This is a genomic window from Pseudomonas sp. MF08831 (assembly GCF_059862645.1).
In genome coordinates this window covers 83,783-102,403 of record NZ_JCBCUX010000006.1, presented here as the reverse complement: position 1 = coordinate 102,403, position 18,621 = coordinate 83,783, and the positions used below count along the sequence as shown (strand labels likewise).

The 18,621-nt window shown below is 62.4% G+C and carries 14 protein-coding genes and 2 pseudogenes; 11 read left to right on the top strand and 5 right to left on the bottom strand.

The window, feature by feature from the left end:
- The first annotated feature begins 7 nt into the window (after positions 1-7).
- Positions 8-1,129 carry an FAD-dependent oxidoreductase gene (locus tag AC19YS_RS14405; RefSeq protein ID WP_500602104.1) on the top strand — a complete coding sequence of 374 codons (1,122 nt, stop codon included), beginning with the start codon at positions 8-10 and terminating at the stop codon, positions 1,127-1,129.
- Here the strand turns inward: AC19YS_RS14405 and ggt are convergent.
- Entirely contained in the window at positions 1,123-2,847 is a 1,725-nt protein-coding gene (gene ggt / locus AC19YS_RS14400; protein WP_500602102.1) for a gamma-glutamyltransferase, read from the bottom strand. The two genes, AC19YS_RS14405 and ggt, sit on opposite strands and share 7 nt — an antisense overlap.
- Positions 2,848-3,006: 159 nt before the next feature.
- On the opposite strand from ggt, the gene AC19YS_RS14395 reads away from it, so the two are divergent.
- Positions 3,007-3,654 carry a TetR/AcrR family transcriptional regulator gene (locus AC19YS_RS14395; RefSeq protein WP_500602101.1) on the top strand — a complete coding sequence of 216 codons (648 nt, stop codon included), beginning with the start codon at positions 3,007-3,009 and terminating at the stop codon, positions 3,652-3,654.
- Between the two features lie 131 nt (positions 3,655-3,785).
- On the opposite strand, the gene AC19YS_RS14390 is transcribed toward AC19YS_RS14395, so the two are convergent.
- From AC19YS_RS14390 to AC19YS_RS14375, 4 genes are all read right to left on the bottom strand, one after another.
- Positions 3,786-7,313, bottom strand: coding sequence for a molybdopterin cofactor-binding domain-containing protein (locus tag AC19YS_RS14390; RefSeq protein ID WP_500602099.1), 3,528 nt, complete (start codon positions 7,311-7,313; stop codon positions 3,786-3,788).
- Complete coding sequence (locus AC19YS_RS14385) at positions 7,310-7,801, bottom strand: (2Fe-2S)-binding protein (protein ID WP_106577957.1); 492 nt, start codon at positions 7,799-7,801, stop codon at positions 7,310-7,312. Before AC19YS_RS14385 ends, AC19YS_RS14390 begins: the two co-directional genes overlap by 4 nt.
- A gap of 372 nt (positions 7,802-8,173) precedes the next feature.
- Positions 8,174-8,608, bottom strand: coding sequence for a MarR family winged helix-turn-helix transcriptional regulator (locus AC19YS_RS14380; protein WP_106578155.1), 435 nt, complete (start codon positions 8,606-8,608; stop codon positions 8,174-8,176).
- Between the two features lie 205 nt (positions 8,609-8,813).
- Positions 8,814-9,866, bottom strand: coding sequence for a 2,5-dihydroxypyridine 5,6-dioxygenase (locus tag AC19YS_RS14375; RefSeq protein WP_500602097.1), 1,053 nt, complete (start codon positions 9,864-9,866; stop codon positions 8,814-8,816).
- Between the two features lie 306 nt (positions 9,867-10,172).
- On the opposite strand from AC19YS_RS14375, the gene AC19YS_RS14370 reads away from it, so the two are divergent.
- The 9 genes and pseudogenes from AC19YS_RS14370 (at position 10,173) to AC19YS_RS14330 (ending at position 18,442) form a co-directional block, all read left to right on the top strand.
- Entirely contained in the window at positions 10,173-11,306 is a 1,134-nt protein-coding gene (locus AC19YS_RS14370; protein ID WP_500602095.1) for an FAD-dependent monooxygenase, read from the top strand.
- Positions 11,303-12,100, top strand: coding sequence for an alpha/beta fold hydrolase (locus AC19YS_RS14365; RefSeq protein ID WP_500602094.1), 798 nt, complete (start codon positions 11,303-11,305; stop codon positions 12,098-12,100). The genes AC19YS_RS14370 and AC19YS_RS14365 overlap by 4 nt, the downstream gene beginning before the upstream one ends.
- Positions 12,101-12,114: 14 nt before the next feature.
- Positions 12,115-12,867: a maleate cis-trans isomerase family protein gene (locus AC19YS_RS14360; RefSeq protein WP_500602093.1), complete on the top strand. Its 753-nt coding sequence runs from the start codon at positions 12,115-12,117 to the stop codon at positions 12,865-12,867.
- A gap of 256 nt (positions 12,868-13,123) precedes the next feature.
- Entirely contained in the window at positions 13,124-13,756 is a 633-nt protein-coding gene (locus tag AC19YS_RS14355) for an N-carbamoylsarcosine amidohydrolase (RefSeq protein ID WP_200624636.1), read from the top strand.
- 295 nt (positions 13,757-14,051) lie between these two features.
- Positions 14,052-15,362: an MFS transporter gene (locus AC19YS_RS14350; protein ID WP_169366605.1), complete on the top strand. Its 1,311-nt coding sequence runs from the start codon at positions 14,052-14,054 to the stop codon at positions 15,360-15,362.
- Positions 15,363-15,390: 28 nt separating this feature from the next.
- The gene (locus tag AC19YS_RS14345; protein ID WP_500602091.1) at positions 15,391-16,467 is read left to right on the top strand and encodes a nucleoside hydrolase; all 1,077 of its coding nucleotides are present in this window, start codon (positions 15,391-15,393) and stop codon (positions 16,465-16,467) included.
- A gap of 24 nt (positions 16,468-16,491) precedes the next feature.
- Positions 16,492-16,913: pseudogene (locus AC19YS_RS14340) on the top strand (carboxymuconolactone decarboxylase family protein).
- 9 nt (positions 16,914-16,922) lie between these two features.
- A pseudogene (locus AC19YS_RS14335) lies at positions 16,923-17,237 on the top strand (NAD(P)H-dependent oxidoreductase); the annotation flags it as partial.
- A 59-nt stretch (positions 17,238-17,296) separates the two neighbouring features.
- Positions 17,297-18,442: a MalY/PatB family protein gene (locus AC19YS_RS14330; protein ID WP_124417286.1), complete on the top strand. Its 1,146-nt coding sequence runs from the start codon at positions 17,297-17,299 to the stop codon at positions 18,440-18,442.
- Positions 18,443-18,621: the final 179 nt, after the last annotated feature.

Here is an 18,621-nt window from a genome sequence, read left to right as displayed (position 1 = left end):
CATTTCAATGATCATTCCAACGCGTATTGCGATTGTCGGTGCCGGTCCTGGCGGATTGACCCTGGCGCAAATCCTCACACGTCATGGCGTTGCCGTCAGCGTGTTCGAGCGCGAGCGCGGGCCGCTGGAACGCCCGCAAGGCGGGACGCTCGACCTGCATGTCGACTCCGGCCAACTGGCGCTGCAACGTGCCGGCCTGGAAGACGCCTTCAACCGGATCGCGCGCTACGAAGACCAAGGCTCACGGTTGATGGATCAACACGCTCGCCTGCTGTTCGAAGCACCCAACCCTGATGCCGGAGACCGCCCGGAGGTCGACCGCACGGCCTTGCGCCAGATCCTGCTGGAGGCGCTGCCCGCAGGCTGTGTGAACTGGGGCGTCGGCATCAGCGCCATTCGCCCGGTCGAGCACGCACGCTGGACGCTGCACCAGGGCGAGATCAGCCACGGCCCATTCGATCTGGTCGTCGGTGCCGATGGCGCCTGGTCCAAAATCCGGCCGCTGCTGTCGCCTTACGTGCCGCAGTACAGCGGGCTGACGTTTATCGAGTTCGGCATCGATGATGTCGACCGCCAACACCCGCACATCGCCAGGCTGGTCGGTCGCGGCAAGCTGGAAGTCGAAGGCGGCGCCAAGGCGATCATCGTGCAACGCAATGCCAACGCGCACTTGCGCGGCTACGCGATCTTCCGCGTGCCCACCGACTGGGCCGCCGCGCCCCGCAGTGTGTCTGCGCTCAAAGCCCAGTTCGAAGGCTGGCACGCGGACATCCTGGCGTTATTTGAAGCGGCCAACGAAACCGTGCTGACGCGCCACATCTACGCCCTGCCCGTGGGCCATCGCTGGAACCACCGTCAGGGGTTGACATTGATCGGCGATGCAGCGCACCTGATGTCGCCATTTGGTGGCGAAGGCGTCAATGCAGCGATGCTCGATGCGGCCGAACTGGCGCAGCATCTGCTCCAGACGCCTGACTGCTCGGCAGCAGTGCAGGCTTATGAAAACCACATGTTCGAGCGTGTGATGCCGGCCGCCAGAGACAGCGCCGAAGGCGCCGCCACCCAGTTATCGCATGACAGCCTGGCGCTGTCCCTGGCTCACCTGCATCACCACCTCATGCCTCAGTAGCCCAGGGACAGGCCGGTATTGCGGCGCGGGTCGTTGGCCCCGTAGAAATGGTTGTTGCCCACCGGCTTGCCACCCAGGGACGGCGCGCCCACCAGGATTGCGGCCAGGTGGTTGGCATCCTGAGGCCCGGCAAACTTGTGGCCCCAGCTCTCGAGGATTTTCTGAGTGTCGGGGCTCACCGCGAAGGTCTCCAGGTTGGTGGTTTCAGGCATCCACTGCTGGTGGAAACGCGGCGCATCGACGGCTTCCTGGATGTTCATCTTGTAGTCGATGACATTCAGGATGGTCAGCAAGGTCGCGGTGATAATCCGACTGCCCCCTGGCGTACCGACCACCATCACGGCCTTGCCGTCCTTGGTCACGATGGTCGGGCTCATTGACGACAGCGGCGCCTTGCCGGGTGCGATGGCGTTGGCTTCACCCTGGACCAGCCCGTACATGTTCGGCACGCCGACCTTGACGGTGAAGTCATCCATTTCATCGTTGAGGATCACGCCGGTCTTGCTCGCCATCACACCAGCCCCGAACCAGTCGTTGAGGGTGTAGGTCACCGACACTGCGTTGCCCCACTTGTCGACGATGGAATAGTGCGTGGTGTTGTTGCCTTCATGCGGCGACACGCCCGGCTTGATCGCCTGGGAATCCCCGGCCTTCTGCGGTTCGATGGCCGCGCGCAGCTTGGCGGCGTAGTCCTTGTCCAGCAGGTGGGCGATCGGGTTCTTCACGAAGTCCGGGTCGCCGAGGTAGCTGTTACGGTCCACGTAGGCGTGGCGCATCGCTTCAATCTGATAGTGCAGGCCTTGGGCCGAGTGATAGCCCAGGTCCGCCATCGGGTAGCCTTCGAGGATGTTCATGATCTGGCAGATCACCACGCCGCCCGAGCTCGGCGGCGGTGCCGAGACCACGTGGTAGCCACGGTAATCGCACTCGATGGGCGCCAGCTCGCGGGTCTTGTATTTGTCGAGGTCGGCCTGGGTGATGATGCCCTTGCCGGCCTGGCTGGAATCCACCAGAGCCTTGGCGACCCAACCTTTATAGAAGCCGTCGGTGCCCTTGGCGGAGATTTCCTTGAGGGTCTTGGCCAGGTCTTTCTGCACCAGTTTCTGGCCGACCTGCATCGGTTGGCCGTTGTGCAGGAAGATCGCGCGCAGGTCTTTGTCTTTCTCGAACTCACCGGTGGCGGTGTGCAGCAGGTCGATATCGCCCTGCTCCAGTTCAAAGCCGTTTTCCGCCAGCTTGATCGCCGGGGCAATCACTTGGGCGCGCTTGAGCGTGCCGTACTTGCTCAGCGCGGTTTCCATGCCGGACACGGTGCCGGGCACGCCGACCGCCAGGTGGCCCTTGGCGCTGAGGCCTTCGACGACCTTGCCGTCTTTGTCCAGGTACATGTCGGCGGTGGCCGCCAGGGGGGCTTTTTCGCGGAAGTCGAGAAAGGTCTTGCGCCCATCCGCCAGTTGCACGGTCATGAAGCCGCCGCCACCGAGGTTACCCGCCGCCGGGTACACCACCGCCAGCGCATAGCCCACGGCCACGGCCGCATCGACTGCGTTGCCGCCGGCCTTGAGCACATCCACCCCCACATGAGTGGCCAAATGCTGGGCGGTGACTACCATGCCGTTTTCACCGGCCACCGGGGCCTGGGAAGCGGCGTGCACACCGCTGACCGTCAGTACCAGAGCGGTGGCGATTAAGGTGCGGCTGAAGGGTTGGTATTTCATCCGTGGCTACTCTAGTTATTGGGATGCACCAAAATAGCCCGACTCGGATCCAATCCCCAGCGCAGTGGCGTTTTTATTACAGAACTTGTCGGTCACAGAACGGCCGCGAAAAAGCCCATGCTATATTTCGCGCCCAGACTGGCTGCAAGGCGCGTTGAGATGGTGATCAAGAAGACCGGTATTCGGGCTCAGCAGGCCGACCAGACACGCGCGCGCATCTTGCAGGCGGCGGTCAAGGTGTTCACCCGCGACGGTTACTCCGGCGGGCGCGTCGACACCATTTCCAAGGAGGCCGACTCCAACGACCGCATGCTTTATTACTATTTCGGCAGCAAGGAACACCTGTTCATCTGCGTGCTGGAACACATCTACGAGCAGTTCAACCAGGCCGAAAGCAAGCTCAAGCTCAACCTGGAGGCGCCCGTGCAGGCGCTGCAGGACCTGGTTGCGTTTATCTGGAATTACTACGTCAAGCATCCGGAATTCGTGGCGATTCTGAGCATCGAGAACCTGCACCAAGGCAAACACGCTCAACAGTCCGGGGAGATGCGCCGATTGTCGGGCGAAGCGGTTGGCGTGCTGAAGCCGATCATTGAGGCCGGCCAGGCCCAGGGTGTATTTCGCCAGGAGGTCGACCTCAAGCACGTGTACTTGATGATCGCTTCGCTGTGCTACTTCTATAACTCCAACCGCCATACCCTCAGTTCGTTTCTGGGTGAAGACCTGGCGGATAAGGGGCAACAGCAGGATTGGCTGGGGTTTATCACTGATTTGGTGCTGAGGGGCGTCTCCCCTAGCTCATTATAGAAACCGGCTTTAATCCCTGTGAGAGCTGGCTTGCCTGCGATGGCGATGTGTCAGGTAGTATTTTCGGTGCAGACACACCGCTGTCGCAGGCAAGCCAGCTCCCACATTTGACCTTCACCGGTTGTGGAATATCAGTGGGTGCCCGGGTTGGCCCGCAGGTGTGCGACCTTCTGCTCCACCCCCTTCCACTGCGCCGCATTCGGCGCAAATTGCCCGCGCAGGTACTCGACCAAGTCGGCAACCTGAGTGTTCGACAAACTGTCTTTGAACCCCGGCATATACCCCAGGTCCTTGGTCGCCGGGTTGCTGATCCCTTGCAAAATCACCTTGATCAAATTGTCCGGCTGATCACTGTGCACATTGGTGTTGGTCGCCAATGACGGGCTCACCCCAAACAGTTTCGGCCCCAGACCCTCGGCGTGGCAGGCCTTGCACGACCCTTCAAATACACGCCGACCATTGGGATTGGGCACCGTCGCTGCCGCCACGGTTTGCGCCTCAGCCGTCGCCTCGCCCTTGAGCGATGCCAGGTACACCGCCATCGCGCGAATATCGGTCTTGGGCAACTTCGCCAACTCAGTCACCACCGGCCCCATCGGGCCCGCCGCCACGCCATGGGCATCGGAATAGCCGGTGCTCAAATAGGTGAATAACTGGTCCTCAGTCCATGGCGTTGGCGCCTTGGACAAACCTGTCAACGCCGGCGCTTCCCACCCATCAACCATGCCACCGGCCAGGAAGGATTTACCGCCCTTCTGCGCCCCCATCAGGTTGCGTGGCGAATGGCACGCGGCGCAGTGCCCCAAACCATTGACCAGATAATTACCGCGATTCCACTGCTCGCCGCGCTCCGGTTGCAGCGTGATTTCACCGCGCCTCAGGTTCAATGCATTCCACCCCGCCATCAACGGCCGGATATTGAACGGGAAGCGCATGGCATTCGGCGTCGGCGCCTGGCTCACTGGCGCTTGCGACATCAGGTAGGCATACAGCGCCTGCATGTCCGCCTCATTGATATTGCGAAACGCCGTATAGGGAAACGCCGGGTACAAATTGCGCCCGTCACGGCCAATGCCCTCACGCATCGCCCGCTCGAATGCCGGGTACGACCAGGCACCGATGCCGGTGTTCACATCCGGGGTGATATTGCTGCTGTACAGGGTGCCGAACGGCGTTTCCAGCGCCAACCCACCGGCATTGTTCGCGCCGCCCGGTGCCGTATGGCAGACCGCGCAATCGCCCACCGCCGCCAGCAAACGCCCGCGCTCCAGGGTGGCCTTGGACCAGGTGCCGGCGCTGGGCGGGGCAATCGGTGCGATCGCGCTGTGAAACGGCCAGGCCGTGGCCATCACCGCGCCCAGCGTCGCAAACAGCGCGCCGAACCACCATTTTTTGCGTTTCTGTGGCGACGTCGCAGGCTCGCCGAGGGTGCCGGCATTCAACGCTGCCAACACCCGCTCGGGCGTGATCGGCAACTCACGAAAACGAATGCCGGTGGCGTCATAGATCGCATTGGCAATCGCCGCCGCGCTGGGCACCGAGGCCGACTCACCGGCGCCCATCGGCGGCTGGTCCTGGCGCGGCATCATCAGCACGTCAATCTGCGGCACTTCAGGGAAGGTCAGGATCGGGTAACCGCCCCACTCCTTGCTGGCCACCGTCGATTCCTCAAAGGTCACCCGCTCCTTCAATACGCGGCTGGTGGACTGGATCACATTGCCGTGGATCTGATGCTGCACACCCGCCGGGTTGATCATCATCCCCGAGTCATGGCCGATCACCACCCGCGTCACCGAGACGTCGCCGGTGTGTTTGTCGATGGCCACATCCGCCACCCAGGCGGCCCACGCCGCGCCAAAACCGGGGAATTTACTGTGGATGTAGCGCGCGTAAGCAAAGCCACGGCCGCGCAACAAATGGTCTTCACTGGCGGTTTGCATGGGCGCGGTGCGCGGTGACCAGTTGGCGCGTTCGGCGGTGGATTTGACCAGGTCGATGGCGCGCTCGTCCTTGAGGTAGCGCAGGCGGTACTCCACCGGATCGACGCCGGCGGCAAATGCCAGCTCGTCGATATACGATTCGTGGGCAAAGGTATTGGGCAACGCCGACACACCGCGCATCCACGAGGCGCGCACGATGGGCGCCATGTCGTTGATAGTCACCCGCATGTTGTCGATGTCATACGGCGGGATCGAGGTGCGGTCGCCCATTTCGAACATCGCCGCCACGGGCTCAACGCGGCCGGTCAGCAATAGCGCCAGGGTCGGCGCGCCATTGGAGGGGTAGCTGGTTTCAAAATCGTACGCGGCAATGCTGCCGTCTGCGTTGAGGCCGCCGTCCACGTCCATCAACTGCGCCGTGCCCTTGGGCTCCCACAGGTGTTCCTGTTCGCGGGTCAGTTGCACGCGCACCGGCTTGCCCACCGCGCGCGACAACAGCAACGCATCGGCGCAGACGTCATCGGCGCAATTGCGCCCATAGCACCCGGCGGCTTCCATGCGAATCACGTCGATCAGGGCTTCATCACAGTCCAGCAACCAGGCCAGGTCGGCGCGCAGCAGATGCGGGTTCTGGCTGCCCGACCACACGCGACTGCCCGCGGCCTGATAGTCGGCCACGGCGCAGGACGGGCCGATTGAGCCGTGCATTTGATAGGGCCACAGGTAGCTGCGCGGCATCCGTTGGCTGGCGCCCGCCAGGGCTGCATCGACATCGCCCTGATCGAGCACCGTGCGGCGTACGCGCGGGTTGTCACGGATCGCCTGCTCGACATCGCTCATGTCCGGCAGGGCGTTATTCCAGGGCTTCCACTGCACCTGCAACTCATGGGCGGCCTTGATCGCCTGCTCTTCGCGCAACGCGACCACGCCCACAAAATCGCGGATCACCACCACGGCAACAATGCCGGGGATATGCGCGATGGACGCTTCATCCACACGCAGCAGGCTATTGCCGACAAAATCCCCGCAGTCCAGACCGGCATACGGCGGGCGCACGACGCGGCCGTGCAGCATGCCCGGCACGCGCATGTCGTGCACGTAGGTCAGCTCGCCCGTGGCCTTGCCGGGGATATCCACGCGCGCGGCGCCCTTGCCCACCAGGCGGTAATCCTCGATGGCTTTCAAGGGGGCGTCGCCGCTGATACGCAACTGGTCATGCTGGCCGCTGACCAACGCACCGTAAGGGGTGGCGCGCCCGTCTGCCGCCTGAATAACGCCCGCTTCGACCTTGAGGCTGGCGGTGCTCACGCCCCAGCGCCCCGCCGCCCGCGCCAGCAAAAAACGTCGTGCTTCGGCGGCCGCGTTGCGCAGCGGGATCGCCGAAATCTGCAAGGTCGCGCTGGCAATCGTCGCGCCCTGGTTCGGCGCGCGCTCGGTGTCGCCCAGCACCATGGTTACCTGGTCCATCGTCAGGTCCAGTTCTTCGGCGACGATCTGCGCCAGCGAGGTGCGAATGCCGGTGCCCAGGTCCACATGGCCGTTGAACGCATAGACCAGGCCGTCATCGTTGACCGCGATAAACAGCCCCAGCTCTTTGGGTTTCACAGTCGGCGTGCCGCCCTTGGCCACCGGGCCGGAGGGCGGCAGCACATCGTCGACGATCAACAAGACGCCCGTCTTGGCCAGCCACTGGTCACGGGAAAGTGGGATATCGGTCATGGTCGGCCATCCACGGTCAAGAGGTGAGCAGCACGCAATACCGCGCGCAGGATTTCGATATGGGTGCCGCAGCGGCAGAGGTTGCCCGAGAGTTCGTTGCGGATCTGGGCTTCGCTGGGGTTGGGATTACGGTCGAGCAAGGCTTTGGCCGTCATGATCATGCCGTTGAGGCAGTAGCCACATTGCGCGGCTTGCTCGTCGATAAACGCCTGCTGCACCGGGTGCGGCGCCTGGCGAGTGCCGAGGCCTTCGAGGGTGACGATTTCACGCCCTGCCGCGCCCGCCAGCGGGAACACACATGAGCGTGCCGCGACACCGTCGATGATCACCGTGCAGGCACCGCACTCGCCCAGGCCGCAGCCGTACTTGGGGCCGTTGAGTGCCAGGTCATTGCGCAGCACCAGCAACAGCGGCGTGTCCGCCATGGCGCTGACTTCGCGGGTGCGGCCATTGACCTCTAGTGCAACCGTGATGGAGGGACTGATCATTCGCTTCGCCTGTGTCAGTTGGTGAAGTGGCTACTACACGAAACAGTCAAAAAAAAGCATCGCGGACCTGGGGTCTCGCGACACACTTGATTCGTGAAGTGGCTACTACATCAATACCGAGCAAAAACGATGCCAAGGGGTTGGGCTTACTCTGAAGTACGCAGGTTTGTGATGGTTGGGGCGAGCGGGCTTGCCCCGCGTTGGGGCGCGAAGCGGCCCCTCGCTCAGGCAATGGGTTTATTCAGATAAGCCTCATGGCAGGGTTTGGGGCTGCTTCGCAGCCCAACGCGGGGCAAGCCCGCTCGCCACTACAAGCCTGGTCGCCACATCAAGCCGCTGGTAGTAACAAGCCGGCTGGCTAAGGGGCGCCCACTATTGCTGCGGGTCGTCGATCATCTTGCGCAGCAGGAACAACACCGCCACGCGCTCGGCCGGGTTGAGGTTGCTCAGGGTCAGTTCGCTGATCTGCGCGGCGCGCGGCGCGGTTTGCGCGACGAGGTCGGCGCCTGCGGCAGACAAATCCACCACCACCTTGCGCTTGTCTTGCGGGTCCGGCTCCAGCGTGATCAGTTCCTTGGCCTTGAGCCGCTCGACAATGCCGCGAATGGTCGCCTGGTCAACGGCCGTGGCCTTGACCAGTTCGGTGAGAGAACTTGCTCCGTGATCGCGCAGGGCACACAGGGTAACGAACTGCACGGCGGTGAGCTGGGAGTCGCCGACATTCTGCTGAAAGATCGCCAGGTGGCGCTGGTAGGCCTTGCGCAGCAGGTGGCCAACTTGTTCAGAGAAAACGTAGGAATCAGGCACGGCGGGCTCGGTGGGTGATTGGCGATGGGGAGGCATGATGGCTGGCTTACCGGATCGACTCAAGTTTCTCATCGAGGAAACACGGTTAGAACGGTGGGAGCGGGCTTGCTCGCGAAGGCGGCGTATCAGTTAAAGATGCATTAACTGGCACACCGCATTCGCGAGCAAGCCCGCTCCCACACAAGCCCGCTCCCACAGAGGGACTTCAACGGGCCAGAGAGGCTGCCGGGGCGACTACGTCACCGGCGATAACCACCGCCTCGTCATCCAGGTACACATCGCAATGACGCAGCGGGATGTCCATGTGGCACGGCGTCTTGCGCGTGCCGCCCACTTCGGTATTCGGCCCGGTGGAGAACAGGAAATTGCCATAGAACGCCCGCGCGTCCATGCACATGCCGTCGTTCTTGTCATGCAAACCCATGGCGGTCCACTGCGCTTTTGGCTGCAAGCCCCAGCCGATATGGGAGATGCCGTACACCTCCGGATCGTTGAAGTACTTCATGTAATCACGCAGGTACTCGGCCTCGAAACCACCGTGGATCCTGGTGATAAAGCCCTTCTCGATTTCCAGCGTGATCTTCTCGCGGGTGTAGGTCTTGAATGGCAGGAGGATGTCGCCGACGTCCAGCACCAGCACGCCCTCGGCGGTTTCCTCGTTGGGCCAGGAGAACAGGAAGCCGCTGGGCCAGTGGTCCCAGCGCCCAGGCTCATCGGCAAAACCGTATTCGGTCACCGACGGGTACTGCCCCAAGGCGGCGCGAAAATCACTGCCAGCGCGGGATTTGACCTGAATCGAACCCGCCTTTTTCAGCAATTGCTCGGCCGCCAGCACACGCACCTTGTCTTCTTCGGTGGGCAGCATGCGCGCCAGCACTTCCGGCGGCTCCACGGCCAGCAGGATGCGCGTGCCGGTCTTGAGGATCTGCTCCTGTTCCGGCGAATGCAGCAGCATCATCGTGTCAACCACCAGGTCGGCGGCTTCCAGTGCACGCTGGGCGGCAATGTTGCCGGTGAGCGCGGTGTCGCCGCAGTAGGCGGTCATGTCATTGCCCATCGCACGCGGGTGATTGAACGACGGCAGCTCCACCGCATACACCTTGGCCCCCAGGCGCTGCGCCGCGTCCATTGCCGCGCGCACGGTGCGTGCGTCGGAGTAATGGCTCTTGAGCACGGCAACGCTCTGGGTCGGGTCGACCTTCGACAGCCTCAGCACGTGTTCAAACATCTGGGTCAGTTCGCAATCGCTTACCGGCATTTTCCTGTCTCCTGTGGGGCTGCACCAAGTTCAAGCACTGCGCTTCACTCTAGTGCACTTTTATAGCGTATACGCCAATTAATAACGATAAGACCTGAATTACAGGCGGACTGCAAGCGGCGCGCCAATTCGTTACCAATCGACACATACCGAGCATTTACGGACTTCAACGCGTTACACAGGATAAATATGGCCAAAAAATAAATTTGCGAAAGTGGGCTTCCCATTTCAAAAAATGAGCGTATACACTTTAAAACCTTGCAGACAGACGCTGCCGACAATCACAAAGAAAGAGGATTACGCCCCATGGGAAGCACTCAAAAAATCGCCATCGTCGGTGCCGGCCTGGGCGGTGCCGCCGCCGCCACCCTGTTGCAGCAAGCCGGTTTTGACGTAGATATCTACGAACAAGCGCCGGAGTTTTCCCGGTTGGGCGCGGGGATCCACATGGGCCCCAACATCATGAAAATCTTCCGCCGCATGGGCATCGAACAGCAGCTGGACCTGATGGGCTCGCACCCCGAGCATTGGTTCAGCCGTTGCGGCGAAACCGGCGACTACCTCTCGCGCATCCCGCTCACCGGCTACGGCGCCTCGTATGTCACCGTGCACCGCGGCGACCTGCATGCGCTGCAGATGTCCACCCTCAAGCCCGGCACCCTGCACTTCAACAAGCGCCTGGAAACCCTCGAAGAAACCGACACCCAGGTGCGCCTGACTTTCGCCGATGGCGAGGTGACTTATGCCGACATCGTGATCGGCGCCGACGGCATCAACTCGAAGATTCGTGAAGAACTGCTCGGCGTGGAAAAACCGCTGTACAGCGGCTGGGTCGCGCACCGCGCATTGATCCGTGGCGACCAGTTGGCCAAGTACGACCTCACGTTCGAAGACTGCATCAAATGGTGGACCGAAGACCGCCACATGATGGTGTATTACACCACCGGCAAACGCGACGAGTACTACTACGTGACTGGCGTGCCGCATGCCGAATGGGACTTCCAGGGCGCGTTCGTCGACAGCAGCCGCGAAGAGATGTTCGAGGCGTTCAAGGGCTACCACCCCACCGTGCAGGCCCTGATCGAGTCCACCGAAAGCGTGACCAAATGGCCGCTGCGCAATCGCAACCCGCTGCCACTGTGGAGCCGAGGTCGCCTGGTGCTGCTCGGTGACGCCTGCCACCCAATGAAACCGCACATGGCCCAGGGCGCCGGCATGGCCATCGAAGACGCCGCCATGCTCACCCGCTGCCTGCAGGAAACCGGCATCGGCGATTACCGCACCGCGTTCCAGCTCTACGAAGCCAACCGCAAGGAACGCGCCTCCCGCGTGCAGGCAGTGTCCAACGCCAACACGTGGCTGCGCACCCAGGAAGACCCGGACTGGGTGTACGGCTATGACCTGTACGCGCAGCCACTGAAATCGGGGGTGGCCGCGTGAGCACCTTTCTCTATGGCGGCAATGTCCAGGCCAACGGCATTCGCCAGCACTACCTGCGCTACGGCGGCAGCGGCCCGGCGCTGATTTTGATTCCGGGCATCACCAGCCCCGCGATTACCTGGGGGTTTGTGGCCGAACGCCTCGGCGCGCACTTCGACACGTACGTGCTGGATGTACGCGGGCGCGGCTTGTCGTCCACCGGAGCCGAGCTGGATTACAGCGCCGAGACCTGCAGCGATGACATCGGCGCATTCGCCGATGCACTGAAGCTGGACCGTTACCACCTGGTCGGCCACTCCATGGGCGCGCGCTTTGCCGTGCGCAGTGCGGTCAAGCATCCGCAAGGCGTAAACCGTGTGGTGCTGATCGACCCGCCGGTGTCCGGCCCCGGTCGTCGTGAATACCCGAGCAAATTGCCGTGGTACGTCGATTCGATCCGCCAATCCCTGGTTGGGATGGATGCACAGGCCATGCGCGCCTTCTGCGCCACCTGGACACCCGAGCAACTGCAACTGCGCGCCGAATGGCTGCACACCTGCTTTGAGCCCGCCATCGTGCGCGCCTTCAATGACTTTCACACGGTGGATTTCCACCAGGACCTGCCCCACCTCAAGGCCCCTGCCCTGTTGATGGTGGCCGGGCGCGGCGGCGTGATCCTCGATGAAGACATCGCCGAAATCCAGGACCTGCAACCGGCCATCCAGGTCGTGCGCGTGCCCAACGCCGGGCACATGATTCCGTGGGATGACCTCGAGGGCTTCTTCGACGCCCTCGGCGACTTCCTCACCCACTAAGAACGGAGACCACCATGCAGAAGCTTTACCGCATCGGCCAGATCGTGCCGAGTTCCAACACCACCATGGAAACCGAGATCCCGGCGATGCTCAACGCGCGCCAGGCCATCCGCCCGGAGCGTTTTACTTTCCACTCCAGCCGCATGCGCATGAAGCAGGTGCGCAAGGAAGAACTGGCGGCAATGGACGGCGAGTCCGACCGCTGCGCCATTGAGCTGTCCGACGCCAAAGTGGATGTGCTGGGGTACGCCTGCCTGGTGGCGATCATGGCCATGGGCCTGGGTTATCACCGCAAATCCGAGCAGCGCCTGCGCCAGGCCACTGCCGATAACGACGCCAACGCCCCGGTGATCACCAGCGCGGGCGCACTGATCGAAGGCCTCAACGTCATGGGGGCCAAACGCATCGCCATCGTCGCGCCGTACATGAAGCCGCTGACCGAACTGGTGGTGAATTACATCCGCGAAGAGGGCTTTGAGGTGGTGGACTGGCGGGCGCTGGAAATCCCCGACAACCTCCAGGTTGCGCGCCACGACCCGGCGAACCTGCCGGCCATCATCGCGGGCATGAACCTGGAAGGCGTCGATGTGATCGTGCTCTCGGCCTGCGTGCAGATGCAGTCGTTGCCAGTGGTCGCCAAGGTCGAGGCGCAAACCGGCAAGCCGGTGCTCACTGCCGCCATCGCCACTACTTACGCGATGCTCAAGGCCCTGGATTTGGAGCCTATCGTGCCCGGTGCCGGCGCCCTGCTCTCCGGCGCGTACTGAACATGCTCGTGGCTAGCGGGCTTGCTGTGCCAAGCGGGCCTGTCGTGGCTGGAGGGCTTGTCGTGGCGAGCGGGCTTGCCCCGCGTTGGGGCGCGAAGCGGCCCCTCGTCCAGGCAATGGGTTTCGTCAGGCAAACCGCATGGCAGGTTTTGGGGCCGCTTCGCAGCCCAACGCGGGGCAAGCCCGCTCGCCACAGTAAACCCGCTAGCCACAGTTAACCCGCGCGCCACGACGCAGAGAATGAGGTGAAAAACCAATGAGCGAACAATCTGCCGACGCCAACTACCAAGGCGTCTGGGGCAATCGCATCGGCTTCGGCAAAAAGGCCGCGCTGCTGATGATCGACTTCATGCAGGGCTACACCACCGAAGGCGCGCCATTGTTCGCACCGGGCGTGGTCACGGCCGTGGCCGAAAGCGTCGAGTTGCTGGCCACTGCGCGCCGGCATGGGATTGCGGTGGTGCACACCCATATCCGCTACCATCGCGGCCATTTCGCCGATGGCGGCATCTGGGTCAAGAAAGCCCCGGTGATGAAAGACATGGTCGAGGGCAACCCACTGGCGGCGTTCTGCGCCGAGGTGCTGCCCCAGGACGATGAAGTGGTGATCACCAAGCAGTACGCCAGCGCGTTTTTCGGCAGCAGCCTGGCCCCGATGCTGCACGCTCAAGGCATCGACACCGTGGTACTGGCCGGCTGCTCCACCAGCGGCTGCATTCGCGCCACGGCGGTGGATGCGGTGCAACACGGGTTTCGCACCATCGTCGTGCGCGAATGCGTCGGCGACCGACACCCGGCGCCCCACGAAGCCAACCTGTTCGACATCGACAGCAAGTATGGCGACGTGGTGAGCAAGCAGGAGGCAATGAGCAAGTTCAGGGAGCAATAACGATTCACCAGGAACCACGACAAAGAGCGTGGTCCGGAAAAAAACTGAGCGTCTCCCACTTTGGAATGCAATCGAATGTGGGAGCGGGCTTGCTCGCGAAGGCGGTCTGTCAGGCAAAAATGCACTGACTGATCCACCGCTTTCGCGAGCAAGCCCGCTCCCACACTTGATCTCCTCTAACAGGGAAATCTCAGTCTTCTGACACTGCCTTTGGAAGTCGCTTTTACAGCACTCCGAAGTGCTGGAACAAAAGCGGCTGTATAAAAACCATAAGTCACCGCCAGGAGACACCCCAATGCCCATTGCGAATGCAGCGCCCGCGACCACCGTCGCCGACCCCGTCACCACGCTCTACCACAAGATCACCTGGAAGCTGATTCCGTTTCTGTGTTTCTGCTACCTGGCCGCTTACCTGGACCGCATCAACATCGGCTTCGCCAAACTGCAAATGCTCGACCAACTGCACTTCAGCGAAACCGCGTTCGGCCTTGGCGCCGGCTTGTTTTTTGTCGGCTACATCATCTTTGAAGTGCCCAGCAACCTGGTGCTGGAACGGGTCGGCGCGAAAATCTGGATCGCGCGCATCATGATCACCTGGGGCCTGCTCTCTGCCTGCACCATGCTGGTCACCTCCACCACGCAGTTCTACATCCTGCGCTTTCTGCTCGGCGCCGCCGAAGCCGGGTTTTTGCCGGGGGTGTTGTATTACTTGACCACCTGGTTCCCGACGCATCGGCGCGGACGCATCATCGCGCTGTTCATGATCGGGCTGCCGCTGTCCAGCGTGATCGGCGGCCCGTTGTCCGGCTGGGTCATGAGCCACTTCGACAACCTGGGCGGCCTGCGCGGCTGGCAGTGGCTGTTCCTGATCGAAGCGGTGCCCAGCGTTTTGCTCGGCGTGCTGACTTTCTGGGCGCTGCCCAATACTTTCCAGCAAGCCAAATGGTTGTCGGACGACGACAAGGCCCTGCTCGAAAGTGAGCTGCGCAAGGACGAAGCCGATGCCACCGGCAGCAAGCACAGCTTCCGCGACGGCTTCTTCAACCTCAAAGTGTGGATGCTCGGCGGTATCGACTTCTCGATCCTGCTCAGCGCCTACGCCATGGGGTTCTGGATGCCGACGTTCATCCGCAACGCCGGGATTACCGACACGTTCCATATCGGCATGCTGACTGCATTACCCAGCGTGGCGGCTTTGCTCGGCATGCTGTTGATCGGCGCCAGCTCCGACAAACATCGCGAACGCCGCTGGCACATTATTGTGCCGTTTCTGGTCGGTGCGGCCGCCATGGCCACCAGCACATTCTTTACCCATAACGTGGTGGCCACGGTGGTGCTGTTCGCCATCGCCTCGGCCGCGATCATCGGCGCCGTGCCGGTGTTTTTCAGCCTGCCGGCAACCTTTCTCAAAGGCACCGCAGCAGCCACCGGCTTTGCCCTCGCCTGCTCGTTGGCGAACATCGCCGGCCTGGTGAGCAACTCGCTGATGGGCGTGGCCATCGACGTCACCGGCAGCAGCGCGGGCGCCTTGTGGTTTTTCGCCGGCTGCCTGATCCTCAGCAGCTTCCTGGTCATCGCCCTGCCGGCGAAACTGGTGAACCGTTAACAACAACAATTTCTGCGGATGAATCACCATGCAAGGTTTGTTTAAAAGCTGTGCGCTGCTTGTTGCGGTCGGCCTGTGTGCCGGCACCGCGCACGCGGCGGAAAAAGTCATCTTCGACACCGACTTCAACGTGCTCAACGATGACGGCCAGGCCTTTATCATGCTCGCCCAGCTGCAGGCGCAAAAACGCATCGAGCTGCTGGGCATGACCCTCGTCAGCGGCAACGCCTGGGTCGACCAGGAACAGGTCGATGCCCTCAAGGCCGTGGAACGCATGGGCGTGGAAAAAGAGGTCGGCGTCTACTCCGGCGCCGCCTACCCGCTGCTGCATGACTACGCCACTTACGAGGCAGAGAAAGCGCTGTTTGGCGCGGGTTGGCCGGGCGCGTTCAAAAACCCGCGCCCTGCCTCGCCCTCGCAGTTGATCGCGCCACCGGATGGCCTGGCGACGCACACCCAACTGCGCAGCGAGACCGCCGCGCAGTTCATTGTGCAAAGCGTGCGCGCCAATCCCCATCAAGTGACGATCCTCGCCGTCGGCCCCTTGACCAATATCGCCCTCGCGATTCGCTCGGCGCCGGACATCGTGCCGCTGATCAAGCGCATCGTGTACATGGGCGGTGCGTTCCAGATCCCGGGCAACACCACACCGGCGGCGGAATTCAACTGGTGGTTCGACCCGGAGGCGGCGAAGATCGTCCTGCGCTCACCCATTGAGCACGTGATTTTCCCGAATGACGTGTGCGAGAAAGTCACCTTCGACAAGTCGGTGTACCAGCGCGTGGTTGCGCAAAAAGGCGCGATTGCCGACCTGTACAAGCATGAGTTCGGCCCGCTGTTCGACAAAGACCCCAGCTACCACAGCTTCACCTGGGACAGCTTGCCGGCGCTGTTCCTGGTCAGCCCGGACATCGTCACCCAATCCCGCGAATTGTGGGTGGATGTGGACGCAACGTTCGGCGCCGACTACGGCCGTGCGCTGGGCTACCAGAAAGGTGCACCGGTTGGCACGCAGAAAGCCAAGGTGGTATTTGGCGTCGATCAGCAAAAGTTCTGGGACGGCTACGTCGGCCTGGTGACGCTGCCGACGCCGGTCAAGCACTGATAGAAGGGATCGCTCCCACCTTGCGTGGGAGCGATCTTCACTATCCACGGCTGCGGCCTGGAAAAAGAATTGATCGACCTGGTGTACTTGCGCGTCTCGCAACTCAACGGCTGCGCCTATTGCCTGGATGCCCATTCCCGCGACCTGCTCAAGCAAGGCGTGAGCCTGGAAAAATCATGCTGCTGGCCGCCTGGCGCGAGACATTGCCACTGTTCACCGCGCGCGAAAGCGCGGCACTGGCCTGGGCCGAGGTGGTCACCGAAGTGGCGCACACCCAGGTGCCGGATGCCGATTACGCCGAGGCCGCAGCGATGTTCAGCGCCAAGGAAATCGCCGACCTGACCCTGGCCATCTCCCTGATGAACGCCTTGAACCGCGTCGCCATCAGCTTTCGCAAAGTACCGGCCGCGATCAAGGCCCACCTGGAGAACCTCAACCATGAATGAACTCGTTGGGTACCGGCGGCGCTTAAAGGCTGGATCGATCACGTGGTGCGCATTCAACGCAGCTTTACAGTCAACGCCAGCTTCGAAAAGGTCGGCTTGCTCAAGGATCGGCGCACCTTTGTGCTGGTCAGTTCGGGCAATGCACGCAAAGGGCATGAGCCGGACTTTCTGACGCCGTACCTGACCGCCATCCTGTCCACGGTGGGCATTCGCAGCGTGGATTTCGCTTACCTGGGCGCCATGGTGCGCGGTGAAGAAGCGGTCAACCGAGCCGTGGAGCAGGCACACCGGCAACTGTGCGAGGCAATCAGCTCTGGCCTATAAAAATAATGGCGCTAGAATCAGCGCCATTCTTGCGCCTGCCTCCCTGACACGAGCCTCCCATGAGCTTTGATTTCGACACGATCCACCCCCGCCTCGGCACCGGCAGCACCAAGTGGAACCGTTACCCGCAAGACGTCTTGCCGATGTGGATCGCCGACATGGATATCGCCGCGCCACCTGCCGTACTGCAAGCCCTGCACCAGCGTCTCGACCAGCACATCCTGGGCTACAGCGTGGCCGGGCCGGATGTGCGCGAAGCCATCGTTGCCGACCTGTGGGCCAAATATGCCTGGCGCGTACTGCCAGACGAACTGCTATTTTTGCCCGGCGTCGAACCGGGCTTCAACATGGCGCTGCACGCGTTCGTGCAGCCGGGCCAGCCGGTGGTGCTGCAAACCCCGAACTATCGCCCGATTCGCCTGGCGCCGGCGAATTGGAACCTGCCGCGTATCGAAGTGCCATTCGCGTTGCACAACGGCGAATACCTCACGCCACTGCCTGCCCTGCGCCAGGCGCTGAGCGGTGCCGGCGCGCTGCTGTTGAGCAACCCGCACAACCCCATCGGCAAAGTCTTCCCGCGTGAAGAACTGCTGGCCGTGGCCAACGCCTGCCTGGAAAGCGGCGCGCTGATCATCAGTGACGAAATCCACGCCGAGCTGTGCTTCGATGGCCGTCGCCATACGCCTACCGCCAGCCTCAGCCCCGAGATCGCCCAGCGCACCATCACCCTGATGTCGGCGAGCAAGGCCTACAACGTCGCCGGTTTGAAGACCTGTTTTGCCGTGGTGCAAAACGCCGAGATGCGCGAGCGCTTTAATAACGCGCGTTGCGGCATGGTCGACAGCGTCAGTCCGCTTGGCCTGGAAGCCACCCGCGCAGCCTACAGCCAGTGCGGTGAATGGCTGGAGGCGCTGGTGAACTACCTGCAAGCCAACCGCGACTACCTGCTCAACGCCGTGCAAACCCGTTTGCCCGGCGTGGTGATGCATGCCCCGCAAGGCACCTTCCTCGCGTGGCTGGATTGCAGCGCCCTGGGCCTGGACGATCCGCAGCAGTTCTTCCTGGAACAGGCCAAGGTCGGCCTGAGCGCCGGCATTGAGTTCGGCGATGACAGCCAGCAGTTTGTGCGCCTGAACTTCGGCTGCCCGCGCGCAATGCTCGAAGAGGGCTTGCAGCGTATGGAGCGCAGCCTGAAAAACCGCTGAGCGACTGGCCCCATTGCCGGGGCCAGCCCCACTCGAACCTCGGGCTTGCCCGCCTCAACGTTCAGGCGGTTGACTTGCACAACCCGGCCGGATGAGCCCGTTGGCGCGGGTCGCTGGCGTTAATTCACAACGTTTCGCAACGAATGCCGACCCCCTGCTGTTACTGTTTTTGCCATCCG